General features: G+C 70.8%; 20 protein-coding genes. 5 read left to right on the top strand and 15 right to left on the bottom strand.

Annotation, left to right across the window (positions count from 1 at the left end):
* Positions 1-28: 28 nt before the first annotated feature.
* The gene (locus IEW13_RS04860; protein WP_188549805.1) at positions 29-616 is read right to left on the bottom strand and encodes a hypothetical protein; all 588 of its coding nucleotides are present in this window, start codon (positions 614-616) and stop codon (positions 29-31) included.
* Between the two features lie 158 nt (positions 617-774).
* Here IEW13_RS04860 and IEW13_RS04855 point away from each other — a divergent pair, with 158 nt between their 5' ends.
* On the top strand, positions 775-1,440 hold the full coding sequence (locus IEW13_RS04855) for a class I SAM-dependent DNA methyltransferase (RefSeq protein ID WP_188549804.1): 666 nt from the start codon (positions 775-777) through the stop codon (positions 1,438-1,440).
* 32 nt (positions 1,441-1,472) lie between these two features.
* On the opposite strand, the gene IEW13_RS04850 is transcribed toward IEW13_RS04855, so the two are convergent.
* A complete protein-coding gene (locus IEW13_RS04850) occupies positions 1,473-2,762 on the bottom strand; it encodes an LPXTG cell wall anchor domain-containing protein (protein ID WP_188549803.1) in 1,290 nt (429 codons plus the stop codon).
* Positions 2,763-2,999: 237 nt separating this feature from the next.
* On the opposite strand from IEW13_RS04850, the gene IEW13_RS04845 reads away from it, so the two are divergent.
* The 3 genes from IEW13_RS04845 to IEW13_RS04835 are packed head-to-tail and all read left to right on the top strand — an operon-like array spanning position 3,000 to position 5,796.
* Positions 3,000-3,632 carry a LuxR C-terminal-related transcriptional regulator gene (locus IEW13_RS04845; protein ID WP_188549802.1) on the top strand — a complete coding sequence of 211 codons (633 nt, stop codon included), beginning with the start codon at positions 3,000-3,002 and terminating at the stop codon, positions 3,630-3,632.
* 26 nt (positions 3,633-3,658) lie between these two features.
* A complete protein-coding gene (locus IEW13_RS04840; RefSeq protein WP_188549801.1) occupies positions 3,659-4,822 on the top strand; it encodes a sensor histidine kinase in 1,164 nt (387 codons plus the stop codon).
* The gene (locus IEW13_RS04835) at positions 4,819-5,796 is read left to right on the top strand and encodes a DUF8320 family protein (protein WP_188549800.1); all 978 of its coding nucleotides are present in this window, start codon (positions 4,819-4,821) and stop codon (positions 5,794-5,796) included. The genes IEW13_RS04840 and IEW13_RS04835 overlap by 4 nt, the downstream gene beginning before the upstream one ends.
* Positions 5,797-5,969: 173 nt before the next feature.
* On the opposite strand, the gene IEW13_RS04830 is transcribed toward IEW13_RS04835, so the two are convergent.
* From IEW13_RS04830 to dop, 7 genes are all read right to left on the bottom strand, one after another.
* Positions 5,970-6,350, bottom strand: a complete 381-nt coding sequence (locus IEW13_RS04830; protein ID WP_229744938.1) for an FKBP-type peptidyl-prolyl cis-trans isomerase — start codon at positions 6,348-6,350, stop codon at positions 5,970-5,972.
* 118 nt (positions 6,351-6,468) lie between these two features.
* A complete protein-coding gene (locus tag IEW13_RS04825; RefSeq protein WP_188549798.1) occupies positions 6,469-7,431 on the bottom strand; it encodes an FKBP-type peptidyl-prolyl cis-trans isomerase in 963 nt (320 codons plus the stop codon).
* A gap of 38 nt (positions 7,432-7,469) precedes the next feature.
* Complete coding sequence (pafA, locus tag IEW13_RS04820; RefSeq protein WP_188549797.1) at positions 7,470-8,897, bottom strand: Pup--protein ligase; 1,428 nt, start codon at positions 8,895-8,897, stop codon at positions 7,470-7,472.
* Positions 8,894-9,631: a proteasome subunit alpha gene (prcA, locus tag IEW13_RS04815; protein WP_188549796.1), complete on the bottom strand. Its 738-nt coding sequence runs from the start codon at positions 9,629-9,631 to the stop codon at positions 8,894-8,896. The genes pafA and prcA overlap by 4 nt, the downstream gene beginning before the upstream one ends.
* Positions 9,628-10,449, bottom strand: a complete 822-nt coding sequence (gene prcB, locus IEW13_RS04810; protein ID WP_188549795.1) for a proteasome subunit beta — start codon at positions 10,447-10,449, stop codon at positions 9,628-9,630. The genes prcA and prcB overlap by 4 nt, the downstream gene beginning before the upstream one ends.
* Before the next feature lie 10 nt (positions 10,450-10,459).
* Positions 10,460-10,651 (bottom strand): ubiquitin-like protein Pup, encoded by a 192-nt coding sequence (locus IEW13_RS04805; protein WP_188549794.1) that lies wholly within the window; start codon positions 10,649-10,651, stop codon positions 10,460-10,462.
* Between the two features lie 106 nt (positions 10,652-10,757).
* Positions 10,758-12,272 (bottom strand): depupylase/deamidase Dop, encoded by a 1,515-nt coding sequence (gene dop, locus IEW13_RS04800; RefSeq protein ID WP_188549793.1) that lies wholly within the window; start codon positions 12,270-12,272, stop codon positions 10,758-10,760.
* 37 nt (positions 12,273-12,309) lie between these two features.
* Between dop and IEW13_RS04795 the strand changes: the two genes are divergently transcribed.
* Positions 12,310-12,687: a DUF3054 domain-containing protein gene (locus IEW13_RS04795; RefSeq protein WP_188549792.1), complete on the top strand. Its 378-nt coding sequence runs from the start codon at positions 12,310-12,312 to the stop codon at positions 12,685-12,687.
* Between the two features lie 11 nt (positions 12,688-12,698).
* Here the strand turns inward: IEW13_RS04795 and IEW13_RS04790 are convergent, their stop codons facing one another.
* The 6 genes from IEW13_RS04790 to IEW13_RS04765 form a co-directional block, all read right to left on the bottom strand.
* Positions 12,699-14,501: a thiamine pyrophosphate-requiring protein gene (locus IEW13_RS04790; protein ID WP_188549791.1), complete on the bottom strand. Its 1,803-nt coding sequence runs from the start codon at positions 14,499-14,501 to the stop codon at positions 12,699-12,701.
* 91 nt (positions 14,502-14,592) lie between these two features.
* Positions 14,593-16,620 carry a TRAP transporter permease gene (locus IEW13_RS04785; RefSeq protein WP_188549790.1) on the bottom strand — a complete coding sequence of 676 codons (2,028 nt, stop codon included), beginning with the start codon at positions 16,618-16,620 and terminating at the stop codon, positions 14,593-14,595.
* The gene (locus IEW13_RS04780) at positions 16,617-17,087 is read right to left on the bottom strand and encodes a DUF1850 domain-containing protein (RefSeq protein WP_188549789.1); all 471 of its coding nucleotides are present in this window, start codon (positions 17,085-17,087) and stop codon (positions 16,617-16,619) included. Before IEW13_RS04780 ends, IEW13_RS04785 begins: the two co-directional genes overlap by 4 nt.
* A 25-nt stretch (positions 17,088-17,112) precedes the next feature.
* Entirely contained in the window at positions 17,113-18,132 is a 1,020-nt protein-coding gene (locus tag IEW13_RS04775) for a TAXI family TRAP transporter solute-binding subunit (RefSeq protein WP_229744937.1), read from the bottom strand.
* Positions 18,133-18,287: 155 nt separating this feature from the next.
* On the bottom strand, positions 18,288-20,018 hold the full coding sequence (gene arc / locus IEW13_RS04770) for a proteasome ATPase (protein ID WP_188549788.1): 1,731 nt from the start codon (positions 20,016-20,018) through the stop codon (positions 18,288-18,290).
* Positions 20,015-21,073, bottom strand: a complete 1,059-nt coding sequence (locus IEW13_RS04765; RefSeq protein WP_188549787.1) for a tRNA (adenine-N1)-methyltransferase — start codon at positions 21,071-21,073, stop codon at positions 20,015-20,017. The genes arc and IEW13_RS04765 overlap by 4 nt, the downstream gene beginning before the upstream one ends.
* Positions 21,074-21,106: the final 33 nt, after the last annotated feature.

Raw genomic sequence — 21,106 nt, 5'->3', positions numbered from 1 at the left:
GCTGCCGACGTGAGGCGTCCAGGGTTTCCTACTCATAGCACCCCGCCACCTGCCAGCGGCCGTCCTCCCGGTAGAGCAGCAGACCGCGGCCGTCGTCCAGCAGCACCTGAAGACGTGCCAGCCGGCGTATGACCCCGGGGTCCCACCAGTGGCTCTCCACCGGCCAGCTCCGGGACCAGGCCCGCACCTCGCTGCGGGTCCGATCCCGCCGTGAGGGGCCTTCCTGCAGGGAGAGCCATCGGGGCCGGCCCATCAGGCCATAGCGGAGAGACACCCCGATGTCCCGGCCGTCCGAATCCAGCAGTGCCGCCGGCACCGTCCGCAGCAGCAATGGCTGCGGCGCCGGCAACCGCCCCTCCCAGGTGGCGTCGCGGCCTCGTTCCGGTTCCGGGGCATGCTGCCAGGGGGTCCAGAGGTTCTCCTCCTCCGGGAGCCTTCCGCCCTGCAGTGCGGGCATCAGCACCGCCTCCAGCCCGTGCTTGCCCTGCAGCCGGGTGAACGCGCGGCTGACCTTGGCGGTGCCCGTCTGAGCAGGCGGGAGCACACTGGAACCGGGCAGCGGCCGGCCCGGGAGGACCTCCCCCCGTGCCTCGGCTCCCAGCGGCATGCTCGTCATGTGTTCGATTCTATGTTCGAACACGGACAGTGGCGATGCCGGCGATGGCCCTGGGGCGGAACGGCACCGCCTCCGCCGCGCTTCCTCTAAGGTGAAATCGAGACGAGCCCCGAAAGCGAGATCGAGACGAGCCCCGTGACGAGGAGAGCGTTCCGGCTATGAATGAGCCCATCAACGTCAGACTGGCCCGGATCTACCAGCTCAGCGGTCCTGAGGAGGCGCGCCGCGCCTATGACGAGTGGGCCGCCAGCTACGACGATGACACCCTCCAGGACCTCGGCTATATCGCGCCGCAGCTGGCTGGCGAGCAGCTTGCCCGTGCGCTACTGGACCTGGGTCCCGCACGGCCGGTCGTCCTCGACGCCGGTTGCGGCACCGGTCTGGCCGGCGCCGAGCTGACGGCGGCCGCCGCCAGGCTCGGACTGGAGCTGGGCGGCATCGACGGCGTGGACCTCTCCCCCGGCATGCTGGAACAGGCTCGCCGCCGGGGTGTCTACCGGAGCCTCAGCACGGGCGATCTGACCCGGCCCCTTGAACTCCCCGGTGATTCCTATGACGCGCTCATCTGCACCGGCACCCTCACCGGCGGACACGTGGGCCCGGCCGCGTTCGCGGAGTTCATCCGCCTGGTGCGCCCCGGCGGCGTGATCGTCGCTTCGGTGCACTCCGCCGTCTGGGAGGACGGCGGGTACCGCGCCGAACTCGACCGGCTGTTCGCCGCGGGGCTCGCCGAGCGTCGCTCGGTGGAGGAACGGCCCTACCACGTCAAGGGCGGGATCAGCTGCCGACTGTGCGTGCTGCGGGTGCCGTCGCCACACGCCTAGACAGGAACGCCTCGCGGAGACTCCGCGGGGATTCAGAGCACGCGCCGCAGCCGACGGCTGCTCAGCAGTACGAGCGCAAGTCCCGCCAGGACCAGCGCGCCGCCGAGCGCGGCTCCCATCGTGCTCTGCGTCCCGGCTCCTGTCGCCGGAAGGGTACCGGCGCCGGGCCGTGAGCCATCGGCCGCCGCTCCGGTAGAACCGGAGCCGTCCCCCGTGCCGGTCCCGGGATCGCCCGTGCCCTCGCTGCCGGTTCCGGGATCGCCGGTCCCCTCGCTGCCGGGCTGATAGGAGAAGAGCCACTCCGTTTCCGAACCGGGCTCGAAGACGAAGCCCCGTCCCGGAACTGCCACGACGCGCAGATCCCGCTGCAGGCTGATATCGCCCGGAAGCAGAACTCCTCCCCCGGCCTCGCGGTACTCGACGCCCTCGGCCCTCGGAATGGTAACGACGTTCCCGTCCTGCACCGGCGCGGCAGGCCGCACAGCTACCGGCGCCAGGATCTCCAGGCCGGCAGTCAGCTGCTCACCGGCACCGCTGACGGCCCGCACCGCCTCCGGGTAGGTTCCCGGAGCGGCTCCGGCCGGCACCAGGAACCGGACCTCGAAGCCTCCCTCGGCGTCCAGCTCCACCGGCTCGCCCACCCGATGGGGCGGCAACGGTTCGAACACCTCGCCGGCGACTTCGACCGAGATCACCCAGTCGCCGTCCGGGAACCCGGTCCCGTGCGCCGTCACCGTCTCGCCGGGATAGACGCCGGCCGGGGACGCCTCCAGGGCCGGTGCGGCCGGCTGCCCGGAGTCCAGCGCCGGCAGCGAGACACCGGCGGTGAAGATGGGGTTGAAGGCGCAGTCGCAGGCTTGGGCGGTGAACAGCATGACGGTCACCGGCGTGCTCCGGTCCACCTGGATGTGCCGGTCGATCGTCCCGGCCTGGCCTTCCCACGGGGCGTCCGGGTACTCCAGCAGGAAAGGATCGTCGATCACTCCGTATTCGTGTTCCGTGACGACATCGCTCCCGAACGGGAACTCCTCCGGCGTCCCGGGATAGACGCCCAGCGCCACCTGCCCCCAGGCATGCACGCCCGGCATACCCGGGATGTCCGACTGGCCGTAATCAAAGCGGAGCTGGAAACCGTCCGCATCCGGAATCACCGAAACCGCGCTCAGTGCCGGCGTGACTTCCATGTTCTGGGGCGGCTCGCCCCAGACGATCTCCGCGGGGTCCGAGGTGCCCGCGACCGCGGCGGTCCCCGGGAACCCGGTGATCACCAGGGCTGTGAGTCCTGCGGCAACCGGGCCCAGCGTGCGGCGAATCGACTTCATGTACGTCCTTCCACTGTTCTTCGTCAATGCTGCGACCGCAGCGCGAAGACGCCCGTTCTCGCCCGCGGAAAAGGGAAACTCACGCTATCCGGCAGGGGCGAAGAAAGGCCGAATTCCTGTGTCATAGTAAGAGCGCCGGCACTCGGGCCGGCAGATGTACTTTCTCACCACCGGCATCCGAAAAGCCCTCCTTCGGTTTCCGTGATGACGGGAAAGGCACGAAAGAAAGGCATGCGGATGGCATCCGGAAAAGTGGGGATCGTGGAGGACCACGGTCTGATCGCGCTCGGGCTGACGGGGCTGTTGCGCGACGCCGGCGTCGAGTCGGTGCGTGCTGCGACCGTCGATGACCTCCTCAGCCAGGCACAGGCACTCACCCTGGCCGTCCTGGACCTGCGGCTGGCGGACGGCTCCAGCGTGACGGGGAACATCACCCGGCTCCAGGAGGCGGGACTGCCGGTGCTGATCCTCACCTCCGGGGAGAACCCCGCCCTGCTGCGGGAGGCCGCACGCGCCGATGTGCTGGGCATCGTCCCGAAGTCCCTGCCGGAGTCCGAGATCCTCTCCGCCGTCCTGCAGGCTCTCGCCGGGAACCCCGTGGCCTCGCTGGAATGGGCTGCGGCGCTCGACGCGGATCCCCACCTCGCGGATGCCGGCCTGAGTCCCCGTGAGCGGGAGATCCTGGCGCTCTACGCCTCCGGTGAGACCGCCAAGACGGTGGCGCGCCTGACCGGGCTCACCCCTGCGACCGTCGCCAATTACATCAGCCGGATCAGGGCCAAGTACGCCCAAGCGGGCCGGCAGGCCGCCAGCCGGGTGGACCTGTACCACCGCGCGCTCGAAGACCGCCTCCTCGGCGACGGGGCATGACGCGCCCGGGCAGGTTCCGTTCCGGCATGCCCCGCCCCGGCGGGCCGGCCACCGAGCGGCTGCGCGCCACGCTGATGACCGGCCTGGGGGTCGCCTCCCTCGTGTACACCGCCCTCGGCCTCGGCGCTGCCGGCGGGCAGCTCGAGCGGCTCCACGTCTTCGGCACGGTGTTGTACGCGCTCTGCGCGGCGCTGCCGCCGCTCGCCGGTCTGCTGGCATTGCGCGGCCACCGCCACACCGCCGTCCCGCTGGCGCTCACCGCCGTGTACTGCTTACTGGTGCTGCTGGCGATCGTCCTGTGGCTGCCGCTCATGACCGCACCGCAGATGCCTCAGCCGGCGCCCTGGCCCTACAGCATCCTGACCATCCCGGCGGCCGCGGCGGGCCTGCTGTGGTCTCCCCCAGCGGCGTGGTCCTACCTCGGCATCCTGTCGGTGGCCACCGGCCTGCTACGTCATGCCACCGCACCCGTCCTCGGCTGGATCGTCGCCGTCCAGGATGCCGTGTTCGCTTTCACCTTCGCCGCCGTGTTCCTCGCTCTGATCCAGGGCGCTCTGGCCGGCGGGCGGGAGCTGGACCGGTCCGCCGCGGTGGCCCGTGCCGCCACCGCCCGGGAGGCCCGGCTGAGCAGTGAGCACCGTCAGCGGATCCGCCTGGATGCGCTCGTGCACGACCATGTCCTGGCCGTTCTCCTGGCGGCGGGCAGGGGCGATCCCGCAGTACAGGATCAGGTGCCGGCCAGCGCCCGGACGGCGCTGGAACTCCTGCACGACTCACCCGCGGGACCGGGTGATCCGGTGCCGGCGCGCGAGGCGGCCGCGCGGATCCGCGACGCGGTCCCGGCGGGATTCGAATGGCACGCCCGGGTGCCGGAACACCTGTTCCTGCCGCCGGAGGCCGCGGCTGCGCTGGTGGAGGCAACGACGGAAGCAGTGCGCAACAGCTGCCGTCATGCCGGCGACGCGGCCCGCCGGGTGCATGTCCGAGGCCGTTCCGGGGAAGCCGCCTGGCTCCGCGTGCGCATCGAGGACGAGGGAACCGGCTTCGAGCCGGCCGCCGTCCCCAGTGAGCGGCTGGGGCTCCGGGTGAGCGTACTGGAGCGGATGTCGGCGCTTCCGGGCGGCTCGGCTTCCGTGCGCAGCGCGCCCGGCCGGGGCACTGTCGTCGATGTGTGCTGGCAGGCGCCGTGACCGGGCCGCGCGGCGCCACGCGCCTACTGGGATTGACCAGCTGGCCGGCCTATCTCGTCCTGGCGGTGTTCACGGCCTCCAATGCGCTCAACGCCGTGATCACGCTCGGCGAGGTCCGCTCGCCGGCCGCGGCGCTGGCGGGCCTCGTCCTGGTCACGGCCGGGGCCGTGCTCGTGTTGCGGCCCGCACCCGACCCCTATCCGCTGCCGCTGACCTTCGGGGTGCTCGGTCTCACCACGGTGGTGTCGCTCCTGGCATGGAATCTGCCCGTGCGGGGCTGGCCGGGATGGTCGTCGTGGTTCTGGAGCGCCGTGACGGTCCTGCTGTTCGTGGTGGCGCTGCGCGGCCGCACAGCCTGGGCGTGGCTGGGCTTCGCGATCCATGCCGGTCTCACCACAGGGTGGGCGCTCTGGGCCGGCCGCGGTCCCGGGGACGCGGCGGGATTCGTGCTCCGGCACGCCGGCCTGCTGCTGGTGGTCACGCTGTTCACCGTGTTGCTGCACCGGACTCTGGCGGAGATCCGCCGGATGCAGGAGGCCGGTCTGCTCCGGATCCGCGCCGAGGAGAGCGCTGCGGCCGCCCTGCGGGTCCAGCGGGAGCGCCGGGAACACCTGCTCGCGCTCACCGGGGACACGCTGGAGCGGCTGGCCTCCGGCGGTTCTCTCACCGCTGCGGAAAAACGTGAGGCGCTTGCGACGGAGGCAGCGGTGCGGGACTGGCTCCGCGGAGGCGCGCTGGCGACCGAAGAGGTCCTTCAGGCCGCCCAGCGTGCACGAGCCCGCGGAGTGGAGGTGGCGCTGCTGGACGACGGCGGGGCTCGTCCTCATCCTCCCGATACCATCACCGCCGTCGTACGCGCATTGGACGACGTCAGAGGCGGCCACATCGTAGTCAGGGCGTTGCCGCCCGGACGTGAGACATCCGTGACCATCCGTGCCCGCCACGGTGAACGGCTCACGCGGATCGATCTCTAGGGCCGGCTCAGCGACAGATCGGCGCATTCGACGGCGCTGCGGAGCCGTCCTCGTCCAACGCCGCCACGATCCGGCCGGCGGCGGACTCATCGTCGCCGACACTGACCAGATAGCGGCGCCCGTCCACCAGGTCGAACCGGAGTGCACGAGTGCCGCCGGCAGCGGCGGGCGCCTTAGCGGACTGCGACGAGATCCACGACGAAGATCAGCGTCTCGCCCGGGGCGATGACGCCGCCGGCGCCGCGGTCGCCGTAGGCCAGGTGGGGCGGGATGACCAGCTTCCGCCGGCCGCCCACTTTCATCCCCTGCATGCCCTGGTCCCAGCCGGCGATGACCATGCCCACCCCCAGGGTGAACTCGAGCGGCTGACCGCGGTTCCAGGAGGCGTCGAACTCCTCACCGGTGGAGAAGGCCACGCCCACGTAGTGCGCGGAGATCGTATCGCCGGCCTTTGCTTCGGGGCCGTCACCGACGATCTCATCGGTGATCTGGAGTTCGGCCGGCGGCTGTTCGCCGGGGAAATCGATCTGGGGCTTGCTGCGCTCGGGGCTCACGGGCGCTCCTTTCTGCGCGGGCGGGACGTCGCCGCCCGCGATATGGGCTTCAGACATGGGCCTGAGCTATGGCTCAGGTTCCGCTCACATATGGCTGATGTGAGGCGCTCACGCCGGCTCAGCCGACGCTGGAGAGGATGTCGATCACGAAGACGAGCGTGGCGTTCGGCGGGATGTTCTCCCCCGCGCCCGCCTCGCCGTAGCCCTGCTCCGGCGGGATGACCACCAGGATCTGGCTGCCGACGTTCTGGCCCAGCAGCGCCTGGTTCCAGCCCTCGATGACGGGGCCGTTGGGCACGTCCTGGACGACGAACGGCTCGCCGCGCTCCCAGCTGCTGTCGAATTGCTCGCCGCCGTCCCACAGCCAGCCGGTGTAGTGCACCGTGACCGTCTGACCCTCGGTGATCTCCGGGCCATCGCCCTGGATGGTCGGCTCCACGGTCAGCTCGCCCGGCGCATCGCCCTCCGGGGTGGAGATGCTCGGCTGGCCGTCCTCGCCCCGGCTGACCTCTGGCAGGCCCTCGACCGGATCGACCTCTTCGCCCTCGGCGCGGCTCAACGGCTCCGGGATCTCCTCGGCACCGGTGATGTCGATGACGTAAATGAGCGTCTGGGTGACCTCGCCCTGACGGGCCGGGCCGTTGTAGCTGAGCAGCACGCGGCTGCCCACCGGCACCTCCATCACGGCGTCGTAGAGGCTCTGGCTGATCTGCTCGGTGTCGGTGGGGAAGCCGGAGGGCTGGCCCGTCTCGTACGAGGAGGACAGCTCCTCGCCGGTGTTCCCGCTCACGAGCGTCATATTGGCGGTCACCTGCTGGTTCTCGCCGACGTTGTCGCCATCGCCCTCATGGACCACGGTGTGCTCGGAGCCCTCGATCACGAGCGGCGCCTCGAAGCTCACCTCCGGCCGTTCGCCGGGCTCGCCTTCGACGGTCACCTCGTCCAGCGAGGTGGAGCTGGCGTCCTCGACGGCGATGGGGGTCGGCTGTTCCGCTTCGGGCGAGGCGTCGGTGTCGTCCGAGCCGCAGCCGCTCAGCACGAGAGCCACGGCCGCGACGGCACCCAGGATGCGAGTCCGCACGCAGTTGTCCTTCCAACGATGAATGGTCGCGCCCAAGTCTACGCGTCCGACATGAGTGCCAGCAGACGGTCGACCCGCTCGTCTTCGCTCTGGAACGGATCCTTGCAGACGACGGCCCGCTGCGCCCGGTCGTTCAGTCGCAGGTGCACCCAGTCGACGGTGAAATCGAGCTGCTGCTCGTGCGCCCGTCGGATGAACTCCCCGCGCAGCCGCGCCCGGGTGGTCTGCGGCGGCACATCGGCGGCGCGGGCGACCGTGGCCGGCTCCGTGAGCCTGGCGGCGAGGCCCGCCTCCTCCAGCCCGCCGAAGATCCCGGCACCGGGGGTGAGATCGTGGTAGGCCAGGTCCAGCCGGGTCAGCCGGGGGTCGCCGAAGTCGCCGGGGTCCAGGCCGAGCCGCTGCTGGTACCGGGCGAACAAGCGACGCTTGATGGCCCAGTCGATCTCGGTCGCCACCGGATCCCAGTCGCCGGTGCGCACGGCGGTCAGGGTCCGCTGCCACAGGTCGATCACACGGACGGCCAGCGCGTCGTCGCCGAGCGAGTGGTCACCGCGCGCGACCAGATCCGCGGCCTCGCCCAGGAAGTACTCCAGCATGTCCGCCGCCGTGGTCTCCCCGCCGTCGGCCAGACGCATCCGGTGCTCGGAGCCCAGGTCGCGGGCCAGCAGCCGGATATCGGCGATCGGGTCCTTCAAAGTGAACGGCTTCAGGGGCCGGCCCGACTCGATCAGATCGATCACCAGAGCGGCCGAGCCGAGCTTCAGCAGCGAGGTGGTCTCCGAACGGTTGGAGTCGCCGACGATGACATGCAGGCGGCGGTACAGGGCGGCATCGGCATGGGGCTCGTCGCGGGCGTTGATGATCGGCCTGGAACGAGTCGTCGCGGAGGAGACGCCCTCCCACATGAAGTCCGAGCGTGCGGAGAACCCGAACACCGGCCCGGAGGTCGCGGTCGCCGGGCCCTCACCGGCCCGGGTTCCCGGCGGCACGGCGCCGATGAGGGCGCCGGCTCCCACCAGCAGCTGGCGGGACACCAGGAACGGCAGCAGGGCCGTCGTCAGCCGGGAGAACTCGACGGTACGGCGGATCAGATAGTTCTCGTGGCAGCCGTAGGAGTTCCCGCTGGAGTCGGCGTTGTTCTTGAGCAGGTGGACGGTGCCGTCATGGCCTTCGGCCTCGATGGCGGCCTGCGCATCGGCCAACAGCTCCAGCAGGATGCCCTCCCCGGCGCGGTCCTGCGCCAGGAGATCCGCCAGGGAATCGCATTCCGCGGTGGCGTACTCCGGATGCGAGCCGACGTCCAGGTAGAGCCTGGCCCCGTTGGGCAGGAACACGTTCGAGGAGCGGCCCCACTCGACCACTTTGCGGAACATGTGCCGCGCGAGCTCCTCGGGCCCGAGCCGGCGGGTCTGCCGCTGGGTGTAGGCCAGCCCGAACTCGGTCTCGACCCCGAAGATGCGCTTCACTCCGGCTGCTCCCCTGCCTGCTCGTCCTGCGGGCCGGGTTCACCGCGCTCCGGCGCCAGGAGCTGTGCCAGCTCGGCATGGCCGATGCGCCGGAAGGTGCGCCGCCCGGGAGCCGCGCGGTCCAGTAGCGCGACCTCCAGGGAGTCCACCTCGACGGTGCCCTCCCGGGAAGCGCCGAGCGCCTTGCGACCCAGCGCGACCGCCTGCGGCAGGCTCAGTCCCGGGGACCATTCGGCCGAGAGCAGCTGGGCGATCCGCTCGGTGCCGCCGCCGATGCTGACCCAGTCGGACTCATCGGCGACGGAGCCGTCGTAGCTGATCCGGTAGAGCTGGTCGGCGGCCTGCTGCGCACCGAGCTCCGCGACGACGAGCTCCACCTCCAGGGGCTTGGACTCGGTGGTGAACACGCCCGCGAGGGTCTGCGCGTAGGCGTTCGTCAGGCCGCGGGCGGAGACGTCGGTGCGATCGTAGGAGTAGCCGCGCAGATCCGCGTAGCGCACCCCGGCCTGGCGCAGCTGCTCGAACTCGTTGTACTTGCCCACCGCCGCGAACCCGATCCGGTCGTAGATCTCCGCGATCTTGCGCAGCGCGGTGGACGGGTTCTCCGCCACCAGGACGATGCCGGCCTCGGCGCCGAGCACGACGACCGAGCGTCCCCGGGCGATGCCCTTGCGGGCGAAGTCCGCCCGGTCCTTGATCAGCTGCTCGGGAGAGACGTAGAACGGCGTGCTCATGCCCGGCCCCCTTCCGCGCGTGCGGCCACCACGTCCAGAGCCGTGCGCCGGACCAGGTCGTCATCGGCGCGGGACTGGCCGGCCGCCTCCACCGTGTAGACCACCGGGAAGATCTGCCGGCCCAGGTCCGGGCCACCGGTGGCGGAGTCGTCGTCGGCCGCGTCGTAAAGCGCCTCGACGGCCACCCGGATGGCGTCGGTACGGCCCAGATCGGGCCGCCACAGCTTCTTCAGCGCGCCGCGGGCGAATCCCGAGCCGGAGCCCACCGAGTGGTGCTCCACCTCCTCATAGCGCCCGCCGGTGACGTCAAAGCTGAAGATCCGCGGGCGGGCGTCGCCGATGCCGGCGAAGAGCGGCACGACGGCCAGGCCCTGGATGGCCAGCCCGAGGTTCGAGCGCAGCATCGCCGCCAGCCGGTTCGCCTTGCCCTCGAGGGACAGCGGCGTGCCCTCGATCTTCTCGTAGTGCTCCAGTTCCAGCTGGAACAGCCGGACCAGTTCGAGCGCCAGTCCCGCCGTGCCGGCGATGCCGATCACCGACTGCGAGTCGGCCGGGAAGACCTTCTCGATGGTGCGCGAGGCGATCGTGTGGCCCACGGTCGCGCGCCGGTCGCCTGCCATCAGCACGCCGCCGGAGTAGGTCAGGGCGACGATGGTGGTGCCGTGCGGGGCGAGACCGGCCGTGACGGCCGCGTCAGCGCTCACGATCCCCTCCAGCCGGCGTGCCGGGAGGACGTGCGGGGCGGCCTGAGCGGCGAACTCGGCGAACGAGCTCGTGGTGGAGGTCAGGAACGGTGGGGGGAATCCTGTGCTGCCCATGGCCTGGCTGTTACTCCCCGCCCTTCTGGACGAAGTTCTTCACGAAGTCCTCCGCGTTCGTCTCCAGGACGCTGTCGATCTCGTCCAGCACGCTGTCCACCTTGCTGGTGTTGATCTGCGGGGTGACGGCCTTGGGCGGTTCCACCGGCTCCTCGGGCCCGGGGGAGGGCTGATTCCTGCGGATCTGCTCCTGTCCTGCCATGACTCCTTCTTCTTGTTCGCGGTTCGCGGGTGCCTGCCCGCTGCGGCTCACTGATGGGAGCGAACTCGCTGCCGGCGGCACATCTGGTCTCAAGGATACGCGTGCTCTAGCCGGTCAGCCGCCGCAGCAGCTCCCGGGCATCGGCGCTCGCCTCGACGATATCGCCGACGAGGGCGCGGGTGCCCCGTTCCGGCCGGAGCATGGGCAGCCGGTGCAGCCGGTCCTCCCCCTCGAACTGGAACACCAGGGAGTCCCAGCTGGCGGAGACCAGGTCCTGGCTGAACCTGCCGGCGACGGTGCCGCGCAGCCACGCCCGGGTGTCCTCCGGGGGCAGGGCCATCGCCCGGTCCACCGCGGCCGGATCGGTCAGCCGGCGGATCGCCCCGGACGACTCCAGCCGGTGGAACAGCCCGCGCTCCGGCCTGACATCGGCGTACTGCACGTCGATGAGCGCCAGCTTGGGGGCGTCCCAGCTCAGGCCCTCCCGCTCGCGGTAGCGGCTGAGCAGCTGGTATTTGGCGGCCCAATCGAGACTGTCGGCCAGGCTCACCGGATCGGTTTCCAGGGCGTGCAGCACGCGGGCCCATTCCTGGAGCACTTCGACGGTATCGGGGTCCTCGGCACCGGTGTCGCGGCACCATTCCTCGGCCGCGCGCAGGTACTCCCGCTGGATCGCGATGGCCGTCATGGCCCCGCCGCCGGCCAGCGGCAGCAGCGCGGTGAAGTCCAGGTCCCGGCTGACGGCGCGCAGGCTGCCGAGCGGATCTGCCAGGGCGAGCTCGGGAGCCCGGCCGTGCTCGATCAGTCCCAGCACGAGGGACGTCGCGCCGAGCTTGAGCAGCCCGGCGGTCTCGGCCAGGTTCGCGTCGCCGATGATCACGTGCAGCCGGCGGTGCTCCTCCGGGATGGCGTGCGGCTCGTCCCTGGTGTTGATGATCGGCCTGCGCAGGGTGGTCTCCAGGCCCACCTCCGCCTCGAAGAAATCGGCCCGCGAGGACAGCTGGAAGCCCGGTTCCTCACTGCCCTGTCCCAGGCCGACGCGCCCCGCGCCGGTGTAGATCTGCCGGGTCACGAAGAACGGCGTGAGCCCGGCGATCAGCGCCTCGAAGTCCACCTCCCGGGGCACCAGGTAGTTCTCATGCGTGCCGTAGGAGGCGCCCTTGCCGTCGGTGTTGTTCTTGTACAGGTTCACCGGCTCGGCGGTGCCCGCCAGCGCCCGCACGCTGGCGGCCGCGATCTGATCCCCCGCGCGGTCGTAGCGCAGCGCCTCCCGCGGTGAGGTGGTCTCCGGCGCCGAGTACTCCGGATGGGCGTGATCGACGTAGTAGCGGGCGCCGTTGGGCAGGACTACATTGGCGAGGTACTCGGCATCGGGCTGCAGCTCCGGCAGATGCGTCAGCTGGGACAGGTCCGCCGAATGCCGGCTCATCAGGAAGCCGCGGGCGTCGGCCAGCGGCGACTCGGTGGAGTAGTCCCAGAAGCTCTGGCCCGAGCGCAGCCCCAGCGGTGCGGCGTAGGCGTGGACCACGCGTGCCGAGTCCCGCATGGGATTGGCCTCGGGACGTCCCGGCTGGCTGATGCCGAACTCGGATTCGAGTCCCATGATCCGGTGTACGCTCATCGCTCCAGAATACGCGCTGGCTCATAGACTTGAGCTCATGGCACCCAAGCGCAGTTCCCATGTGTTCACCGCCGTCATCGTCGATCTCGTCCTGGTGACGGGGTTCGGGATCGTCGGGCACTGGACCCACGGCGGGGACATGAGCCTGGTGGGCATCGCGGAGACCAGCTGGCCGTTCCTGGCCGGACTGGCGGCGGCGTGGCTGCTCACCTGCGCCTGGCAGCAGCCGCTCTCCCCGCTGCGCACCGGGGTGGGCCTGTGGGCGGCGACCATCCTCATCGGGATGATGATCCGCGCCTTCCTCGGCGACGGCACCGCCGGGGCCTTCATCATCGTCGCCGGCCTGCTCAACTTCGCCACCCTGGTGGGCTGGCGGGTGGTCGCCACCGCGGTGGCCGGCCGCGGCGGACGCTGACGGTTCCGTAGCTAGGACTCGCCGAGCCCGAGCAGCCGCAGCTCGATGCCGGCGTATTCCTCCAGCAGGCGCAGTGCGTGCTCGCGGTGCGGCGCGGCCTCGCCGCCGAGCGCTTCGCGGATGCCCGGCAGCTTCTCTCGGTCCTGGTAGAGCGGCGGCAGCATGGGCGTGTCCGGATCGGTGCGGACATCGAGCACGACCGGGCGGTCCGCCGTCACCGCGGCGCCGATGGCGTCTGGCAGCTTGGCGGGGTCGTCCACCGCGACGCCGGTGAGCCCGAGCTGGGTGGCGTAGGCGGCCACGTCGAAGACCGGCAGATCCTGGCTCTCGGCGAACCGGGGCATTCCCTCCATCTCCCGCTGCTCCCAGCTGACCTCCGCAAGATCGCCGTTGTTCAGCACCGTGAGCACGAAACGCGGGTCCTCCCATTGCCGCCACAGACGGGAGACGGTGATGAGCTCGTTGATGCCGAGCATCTGGACCGCCCCGTCCCCGGCGAAGGCGTAGACCGGCCGGTGCGGCCACGCGAGCTTCGCGGCCAGCCCGTACGGCACGGCGCAGCCCATGCTCGCCAGCGTGCTGGACAGGTGTGCCGGGACCCCGGGACGGGTGCGCAGCTGCCGGACGTACCAGTAGACGCAGGAACCGACGTCGATGGCCAGCACCGCGTCATCGGCGTCCGCGTGAGGACGCCAGTGGCTGAAGACCGCCTCGGGGTTGACGGTGCCGGGGCGGGTGGGCACCTCGGCTCGCTGCCGGGCCACCTCGCGGCCGGTCTCCACGGCGGTGCGGATCCGGTCGCGCCAGCCGTCGTGCCCGGCGGCCGGCAGAGCGGCGGTCAGTGCCCGCAGCGACGCCGCGGCATCGGCCGCGATTCCCACCGCGACCGGGTGGCGATTGCCCAGCCGGGCCGGATCGAGGTCGATCTGGACGGCGGGCACGCTTCCCGGCGGCGGATAGTACTCCGTCCACGGATCGTCCGAGCCGGCGATCAGCAGCGCATCGCACTCCTGCAGCGCCACCGCGCTCTCCGGGGTGCCCAGATGACCCATGGTGCCGGCCACGAAAGGCGCCGTCTCGTCGACGTGCGGCTTGCCCAGCAGGCTGGTCACGATCGCGGCGCCGGTGTGCTCGGCGAACTCCGCCAGTTCCGGCCAAGCGCCCGCCACGCCCTGTCCGGCCAGGACGGTCAGCCGGGACCGGCCGGACAGCACCCGGGCGGCCTCGGCGAGCGCCTCGGGCGGCGGCACCGCGTCCACGCTGCCGCAGACCGGTGAGGTGGGGATCTGGCCGTGTTCCTGCCCGATGTCCGGGGCGGTCGCCTCCTGGACGTCCTGCGGCACGATCACGATGGCCGGGCCGCGCCTGGCAAGCGCCTGCCGGAAGGCCCGGTCGATCGCCATCGGCACCTGCTCCGGCGAGGACAGCTGCTGGGCGAATCCGGCGGCCACGTCCTGGAACAGGGTGTGCAGATCCACCTCCTGCTGATAGCCGGAGCCCAGCGTGCTGCGGTCCTGCTGACCGACCAGCGCGACCACCGGCACGCTATCGGCCTTGGCGTCGTACAGCCCGGTCAGCAGATGCACCGCTCCGGGCCCCTGCGTGGCCGTGACCACCCCGGCTCCGCCGGTGTACTTGGCGTGCCCGGCGGCCATGAAGGCTGCCGACTCCTCATGCCTGGCCTGGACGAACTCCGGTCTGCCGGCGCGCTGCAGCGCCCCCATCAGGCCGTTGTTGCCGTCTCCGCTGTACCCGAAGACGCGCGTCACGCCCCACTCGGTCAGCCGCTGGACGATCAGATCGCTGGTCAGCATGATGCTCCCCCGTCGCCGGTTGTGCCTGCGTGCCGGCAACGCTACCTGCTGGGCACCGGCGCGGCGGGAGGCGCCCCCGTTACGCCGGCGGTCAGATAGCTCTGAGGCTCAGCTGCCCGGCGGCCCGGGCGCGGATCATCTGGAACCCCAGGACCAGCACCACCAGGCCGATGCCGATCAGGTCGTAGAGCATATTGGTGTTGAGCATCATGAGCGCGCCGGCGGCGATCACGATCCGGGCGTACCACGGCATGTCCACCATGAAGTGCCCCTCGATCGCGGTGGCCAGCAGCAGCACCGCCACGACCGCGGAGGCCACCACGGTCACCCCGGTGAGGAAGTCCACATCGCGCAGCAGCAGGTCCGGGTTGTACACGAAGATGTACGGGATCACGAAGCCGGCGCTGGCGAGCTTCAGGGACGCCACGCCGGTGCGCATGGGGCTGCCGCCGCTGATGCCCGCCGCGGCGAAGGAGGCCAGCGCGACCGGCGGGGTGATGTTGGCGAACAGGCCGAAGTAGAACACGAACAGGTGCGCCACGATCGGCTCGACGCCGAGCTCGGTGAGCGCGGGCGCGGCCATCGTGGCGGTGATGATGTACGCCGGGATCGACGGCAGGCCCATGCCCAGCACGAGGCAGGCGACCATCGTCATCACCAGCGTCCAGAACAGCACTCCCCCGCTGAGCGAGACGATCGCGCCGGCCAGGGTGACGCCGAAACCGGAGACGGTCACGACGCCGACGATGACGCCCACCGAGGCGCAGGCCACCGCCACGCCCAGCGCCGAGCGCGTGCCGTCCTCGAGCGCCTGCAGGATCTGCAGCGGCGTCATGCGCGTGGTCTTGCGCAGCATGGCCACCGCGATGGTGACCAGGATCGTCAGGAACGCCGAGTACAGGATGGTGCGGCCGGAGAAGAACAGCATGTACAGCAGGAAGGCCAGCGGGATGAGCAGATGGCCGCGGTCTTTGAGCACGCCGAGCACATCCGGCAGGTTCTCCTTCGCGATGCCCTTGAGCCCCATCCGGGTGGCACGCAGGTGGATCTGGCCGATCAGGCTGACGTAGTACAGCAGCGCCGGGACGATCGCCGCCAGCGCCACGGTGGTATACGGCACGCCCAGGGTCTCGGCCATGATGAACGCCGCGGCACCCATGATCGGCGGGAGGATCTGGCCGCCGACGGAGGCGGTGGACTCGACGGCGCCGGCGAAGGTGCGGGTGTAGCCGATCTTCTTCATCAGCGGGATGGTGAACGCGCCGGTGGAGACCACGTTCGCGATCGCGGCGCCGTTGATGGACCCCATGAAGCCGGAGGCCAGGGTGGCGACCTTGGCCGGGCCGCCACGGCCCTGGCCGGCGATGGCCAGGGCGAGGTCGTTGAACATCTGGCTCATCCCGGACTTCGCCAGGAAGGCGCCGAAGAGGATGAACAGGAAGATATAGGTGGCAGAGACGCCGATGGCGGTGCCGAAGATGCCCTCAGTGGTGGCGAAGAAGTTGTAGGCCAGGGTGTCCCAGTCGTAGCCGCGGTGCCGGAACAGGCCGGGCAGTTCGCGGCCGTACAGGCCGAACAGGATGAACAGCAACGCCAGGATCGGCAGCGCCCAGCCGGTCACGCGCCGGGCGGCCTCGAGCACCAGCACCACCAGCAGGGTCGCCACCAGGATGTCGGTGGAGGTGTAGCGCCCGGCCTGCAGCACGAGTTGCTCGTAGTTCTGCACCAGATAGAGCGTCGGCACGAAGGCGGCCAGGGCGAGCACGGCGTCGGGGATCCGCCACCAGGCGGCGCGTGCCCGGCGTGCCGGCGGGTAGAGCATGAAGACCAGGAAGAGGATCAGGCTCACGTGCAGCGAACGGTGGATCAGCGTCGGCGGCGTGCCGAAGTACGCGGTGTACATGTGGTACAGCGCGGTGAAGACCGCCACGCCGCTGATCAGCAGCGCCAGCGGCTTCCATCGGGTCTCGCGGACCCGGGACTCCGCATCGTACTTGGCGGCGGCCGCGGCCGCCTCCTTCTCCCGGGCCCTGCGCTCGTCCTCGTCGTGCGGGATGACCTCGATGGTCTCGCCCTCGGCCGCCGGCTGCGCGGGGTCGTGTTTGTCTGATCTGCTCATTGGGGTCTCAGTTCCAGTGGTTCCTTGTCGGGGAGTCTCAGCGTGTCGATCAGGTCGTCGTGGCCGTCGACGCCGATGCGGTAGTCCACCCGGTGCGAGTGCATCCAGCGGATGGCCTCGAACGGGCGGTCGATGTTCTCGATCACCACCCTGCCGTCCCGGAGGGAGACGTCGCCCTCGTCCAGCGGCATGCCCGCGCCGTATTCCTGGAAGCTGGTGGCCACCAGGAGGAGGCCCTCGCCGTGCACCCGGTAGACGTCCGTCCAGCGGGACAGTTCGATGGAGTGGATCCAGGAGTGGGTGATCTCCGATTCCGCCGTGATCGGCAGCTCGGCGTAGACCTCGCCGGTGCGCTGATGACGGCAGACGAGCACACGGCGCCCGATGCCGCAGCCGGCCAGCGCCACGGCGGCGGCCGCCGGACCCGCGTAGGTCAGCAGCCGCCGCCGGGAGACGGAGGAGGTCATCGCCCCGGTCCGGCCGGACCGGTCCTTAGAGCACGCCCTGCTCGTCGAAGTACCGCTCGGCACCGGGATGCAACGGCACCACGAGGCCCTCGGTCACGGTCTCCAGGGTGATGACCTCCGCGGCGCTGTGCGAGCCGTGCAGCCGGTCGAGATTGTCGAACAGCGTGGCGGTGATGTCGTAGACGGCGTCCTCGCTCAGCTGCTCGCCCACCAGCAGATGGTTGGTCACGCCCACGGTGGGCACGTCCTCCTCCTGCAGGTAGGTGCCACCGGGCACGACGTCCTCGGAGAAGAAGTCGTACTCGGTCAGCAGGGTCTCGGCGCCGTCGCCGTCGATCGGCACCACGATGAAGTCCGTGTTGGTGCCCAGCTCGGTGAGGGTCGGGTTGGGCACGCCCGAGGTGACGAAGGCGGCGTCGATGTGGCCGTTGGCCATCTGGTCGGTGGCCTCGGCGTAGGAGAGGTAGTCCGCGTTGATGTCGTCGTAGCTCAGATCGTAGGCACCGAGCACCATCTGCGCGTTGAGTTCCACGCCGGATCCGACATCGCCGACCGCGACGTTCCGGCCGGCGAGGTCCTCCACCGATTCGATGCCGGAGGCCGTGGTGGCCACCAGCTGGACCGTGTTCGGATAGAGCGCCGCGATGGCCACGAGCCCCTCACGGGCGTCGTCCTCGAACGGGCCGGTGCCCTCCAGCGCCTGGACGACGGCGTCGCCCATGGCGAAGGCGAGCTCCGCGTTGCCGTCGGTGAGCAGGTTGATGTTCTCGGCGGTCGCGCCGGTCGCCTGGACCGAGGTGTCGGAACCGAGCTCCTCGCGGAGCATATCGGCCATGGTGGCGCCGATCTGGTAGTAGACGCCGGAGGAGCCACCGGTGGCGATGGTCAGGAACTCCGCGTCCTCACTGCCCTGCCCGCCGTCGCCCGCGTCCGAGCCGCCACCGCAGGCGCTCAGCACGAGTGCCGCCGCCGCGAGGCCGGCACCCGCCGTCATGCCGCGCCGGAACCTCCGGGCCGTCCGGGATTGCCGCTGCTGGCCGGTCATAGGTAACTCTCCTTCGAGTCGGTGGTGATTCCCGGCCATCCTAGGTGAGACCGGTCAGGCCACCACGTTCCTTGTCTGCGAGAGCACCTGATCGTAGCGGAACTGTGACCGTCACAGCCGTACGGTCTTGGCAACAAGCCGGGCTGTCAGGGCCGTCAGAGCAATCCGCCGGCGGGACGCACGTCCTCGACCGGCACTCCCCCAGGTGTCCCCGTCGCGGTGCCGGCCGGGGCGTCCGCCGGGCCGGCAGCGTGCTCGCCGTGCCGGATGACACGCAGATGCGTGATCCGCTCGCCCTTCCGGCCGGAGATCCGGGCCCACTCATCGGGATTCGAGGTGTTGGGCAGGTCCTCGTGCTCGGCGAACTCCTCCGCGCAGGCGCGGCGCACATGTTCCTCGCGCAGGCCGCGTTCGCCCGTGGCGAGCAGGTCCTTGATGGCGTGCTTCTTGGCCCGGTCCACGACGTTCTGGATCATGGCGCCGGAGGCGAAGTCGCCGAAGTAGAGCGTCTCCTGGTCGCCGTCGGCGTAGGTGACCGCCAGATAGGCGTTGCGCTCCTCGCGGGCGTAGATGCAGTCCACGGCCACGTCGATGAGCGCCGCAGCGGTCTCCTCCGGGCTCCCGTGCCGGCGCAGCTCGGCCTCGTGCAGCGGAAGCGCCGCGGTGAGGTACTTGCTGAAGATGTCCCGGGCGGCGTCCCGGTCCGGCCGTTCGATGCGGATCTTCACGTCGAGGCGCCCCGGGCGCAGGATGGCCGGGTCGATCATGTCCTCGCGGTTGGACGCGCCGATGACGATCACGTTGTCCAGCCGCTCCACGCCGTCGATCTCGCTGAGCAGCTGCGGCACGATGGTGGTCTCGACATCGGAGGAGACCCCGGTGCCGCGGGTCCGGAACAGCGAGTCCATCTCGTCGAAGAAGACCACGACCGGGTTGCCCTCGGTGGCCTTCTCGCGGGCGCGGGCGAAGATGCTGCGCAGCTGCCGTTCAGTCTCGCCGACGTACTTGTCCAGCAGTTCCGGCCCCTTGATGTTGAGGAAGTAGCTGGTGACCGGGGTGCCGTCTGAACCGCCCGTGCCGGCTGCGCCGTGCCCGGCGGAACGGTCGGCGAGGGAGTTCGCCACGGCCTTGGCGATGAGCGTCTTGCCGCAGCCGGGCGGCCCGTAGAGCAGGATGCCCTTGGGCGGTTTCAGGCCGTGCTCGCGGAACAGCTCGGGGTGCCGGAAGGGCATCTCCACGGCGTCCTGGATCATGGAGATCTGCGGCTGGAGGCCGCCGATGTCCGCGTAGGAGATGTCCGGCACGACCTCCAGCAGGAGGTTCTTGGCGTCGGGCTTGGGCACGACTTCGAGGGCGAACTGGCTACGGGCGTCGGCGAGCACGGGATCGCCCGGCCGGAGCCGCTGCCGCCGCAGCCGGTCCGAGAGCAGCAGCACCCGCTCCTCGTCGGTGGGGCCGGCCACCAGCACCCGGTCCGGCGGGAGCACGTCCTTGACCACCATGACGGTCCCCTCGCCCGGGAAGTCCCCGGCGCCGATGACGACCAGCCCCTCGCTGAGCCGCACCTCCCGGCCCGGGACGAGCTCGCCCAGCGGCAGCGAGGCGGAGACGGCCACGCGCATCTTGCGGCCGCCGTGGAGGATGTCCGCGTAGGGCACGGCCTCGGGGTCGTCCTCCGCGGCGGGGATGATCTTCAGCAGGGTGGCCCAGGTGTTGGGCGGCTCGGCGAGCCGTTCGGCCTCGGCGCGCAGCCGGGTGAGCTCCTCCCGCGCTGCGCGCAGGGTAGATGAGAGGGTCTCATTGCGTTTGGCGGCTTCGGAGATCTGCCGGCGCAGCTGGGCGATCTCCTGGCGCGCCTCGGCGGCACGGGTCTCGGAGCTGGTCATGCGCCTGCCTCCTGTTCGCTCTCGTCCGCGCCGGCGTCCTCGGCCGAACGCGCGGCGACGATATCGGCTCGCCGGCCGGCCTCGCGCTGCACCCGGCGCAGCTTCTTGGGCGTGGCCTCGCGGACGCCCAGGGCGTCCTCGGTGAACTCCCCGCCGGTCCACGCCTGGCGGTCCTCTTCCGTCGGCTCGCTGCCCTGCGGGCGGGTACGCCGCCGCAGCGGCTCGGTGTCCCCGGCCAGCAGCCGTGCGAAGAGCAGGAACCCCGTGTGCCCGATCATCCGGTGCTCGGGCCGCACCGCGAGCCCTTCGAGGTGCCAGTCCCGCAGCATGGTCTCCAAAGAGCGCGGCTCGGTGAAGCGGCCGGTGGCCTGGAGCGCGTCGACGGTGCGGGACAGCTGGGTCGCCGTGGCGACGTAGACCACCAGCACGCCGCCCGGTGCCAGGGCGTGCTGCACGGCTTCCAGGCACTCCCAGGGGGCCAGCATGTCCAGCACGATCCGGTCGACGCTCCCGGCCTCCACCGCGCGCGGCAGCTCTTCGGCCAGGTTCCCGAGGGTGCAGCGCCAGGCCGGGTGCTCCCGGCCGAAGAAGTCGCGGATGTTCCCGGCAGCGATCTGCGCGAACTCCTCGCGCAGCTCGAAGGAGTGCACGCTGCCGTGCTCGCCGACCGCGCGTAGCAGGGACAGGGTGAGCGCACCCGAGCCGACACCGGCCTCGACGACGCGCGCACCCGGGTAGATGTCCCCCATCGTGACGATGAGCGCGGCGTCCTTCGGGTAGATCACGGCGGCACCGCGCGGCATGGACAGCACGAAGTCGCTCAGCAGCGGCCGCAGCGCCTGGTACTGGTGTCCGGCGGTGTTGCGGACCACCACGCCCTCGGGCAGGCCGATCAGCTCGTCGTGGTGCAGCGCGCCCCGGTGGGTGTGGAAGACCTTGCCGGACTCCAGGACGATGGTGTGCAGGTGGCCTTTGGCATCGGTGAGCTGGACCTTGTCGCCGGCGCGGAACGGGCCCCGGCGGTCTTCAGCCCCGATAGGAGTGGTGGTCGTCATTTGCCCGCCAGTCTATCGGCTCACCGGCATCGG

This window comes from Sediminivirga luteola (genome assembly GCF_014639315.1).
Classification (GTDB): domain Bacteria; phylum Actinomycetota; class Actinomycetes; order Actinomycetales; family Brevibacteriaceae; genus Sediminivirga; species Sediminivirga luteola.
This window is presented reverse-complemented; position numbering and strand designations above follow the sequence as displayed.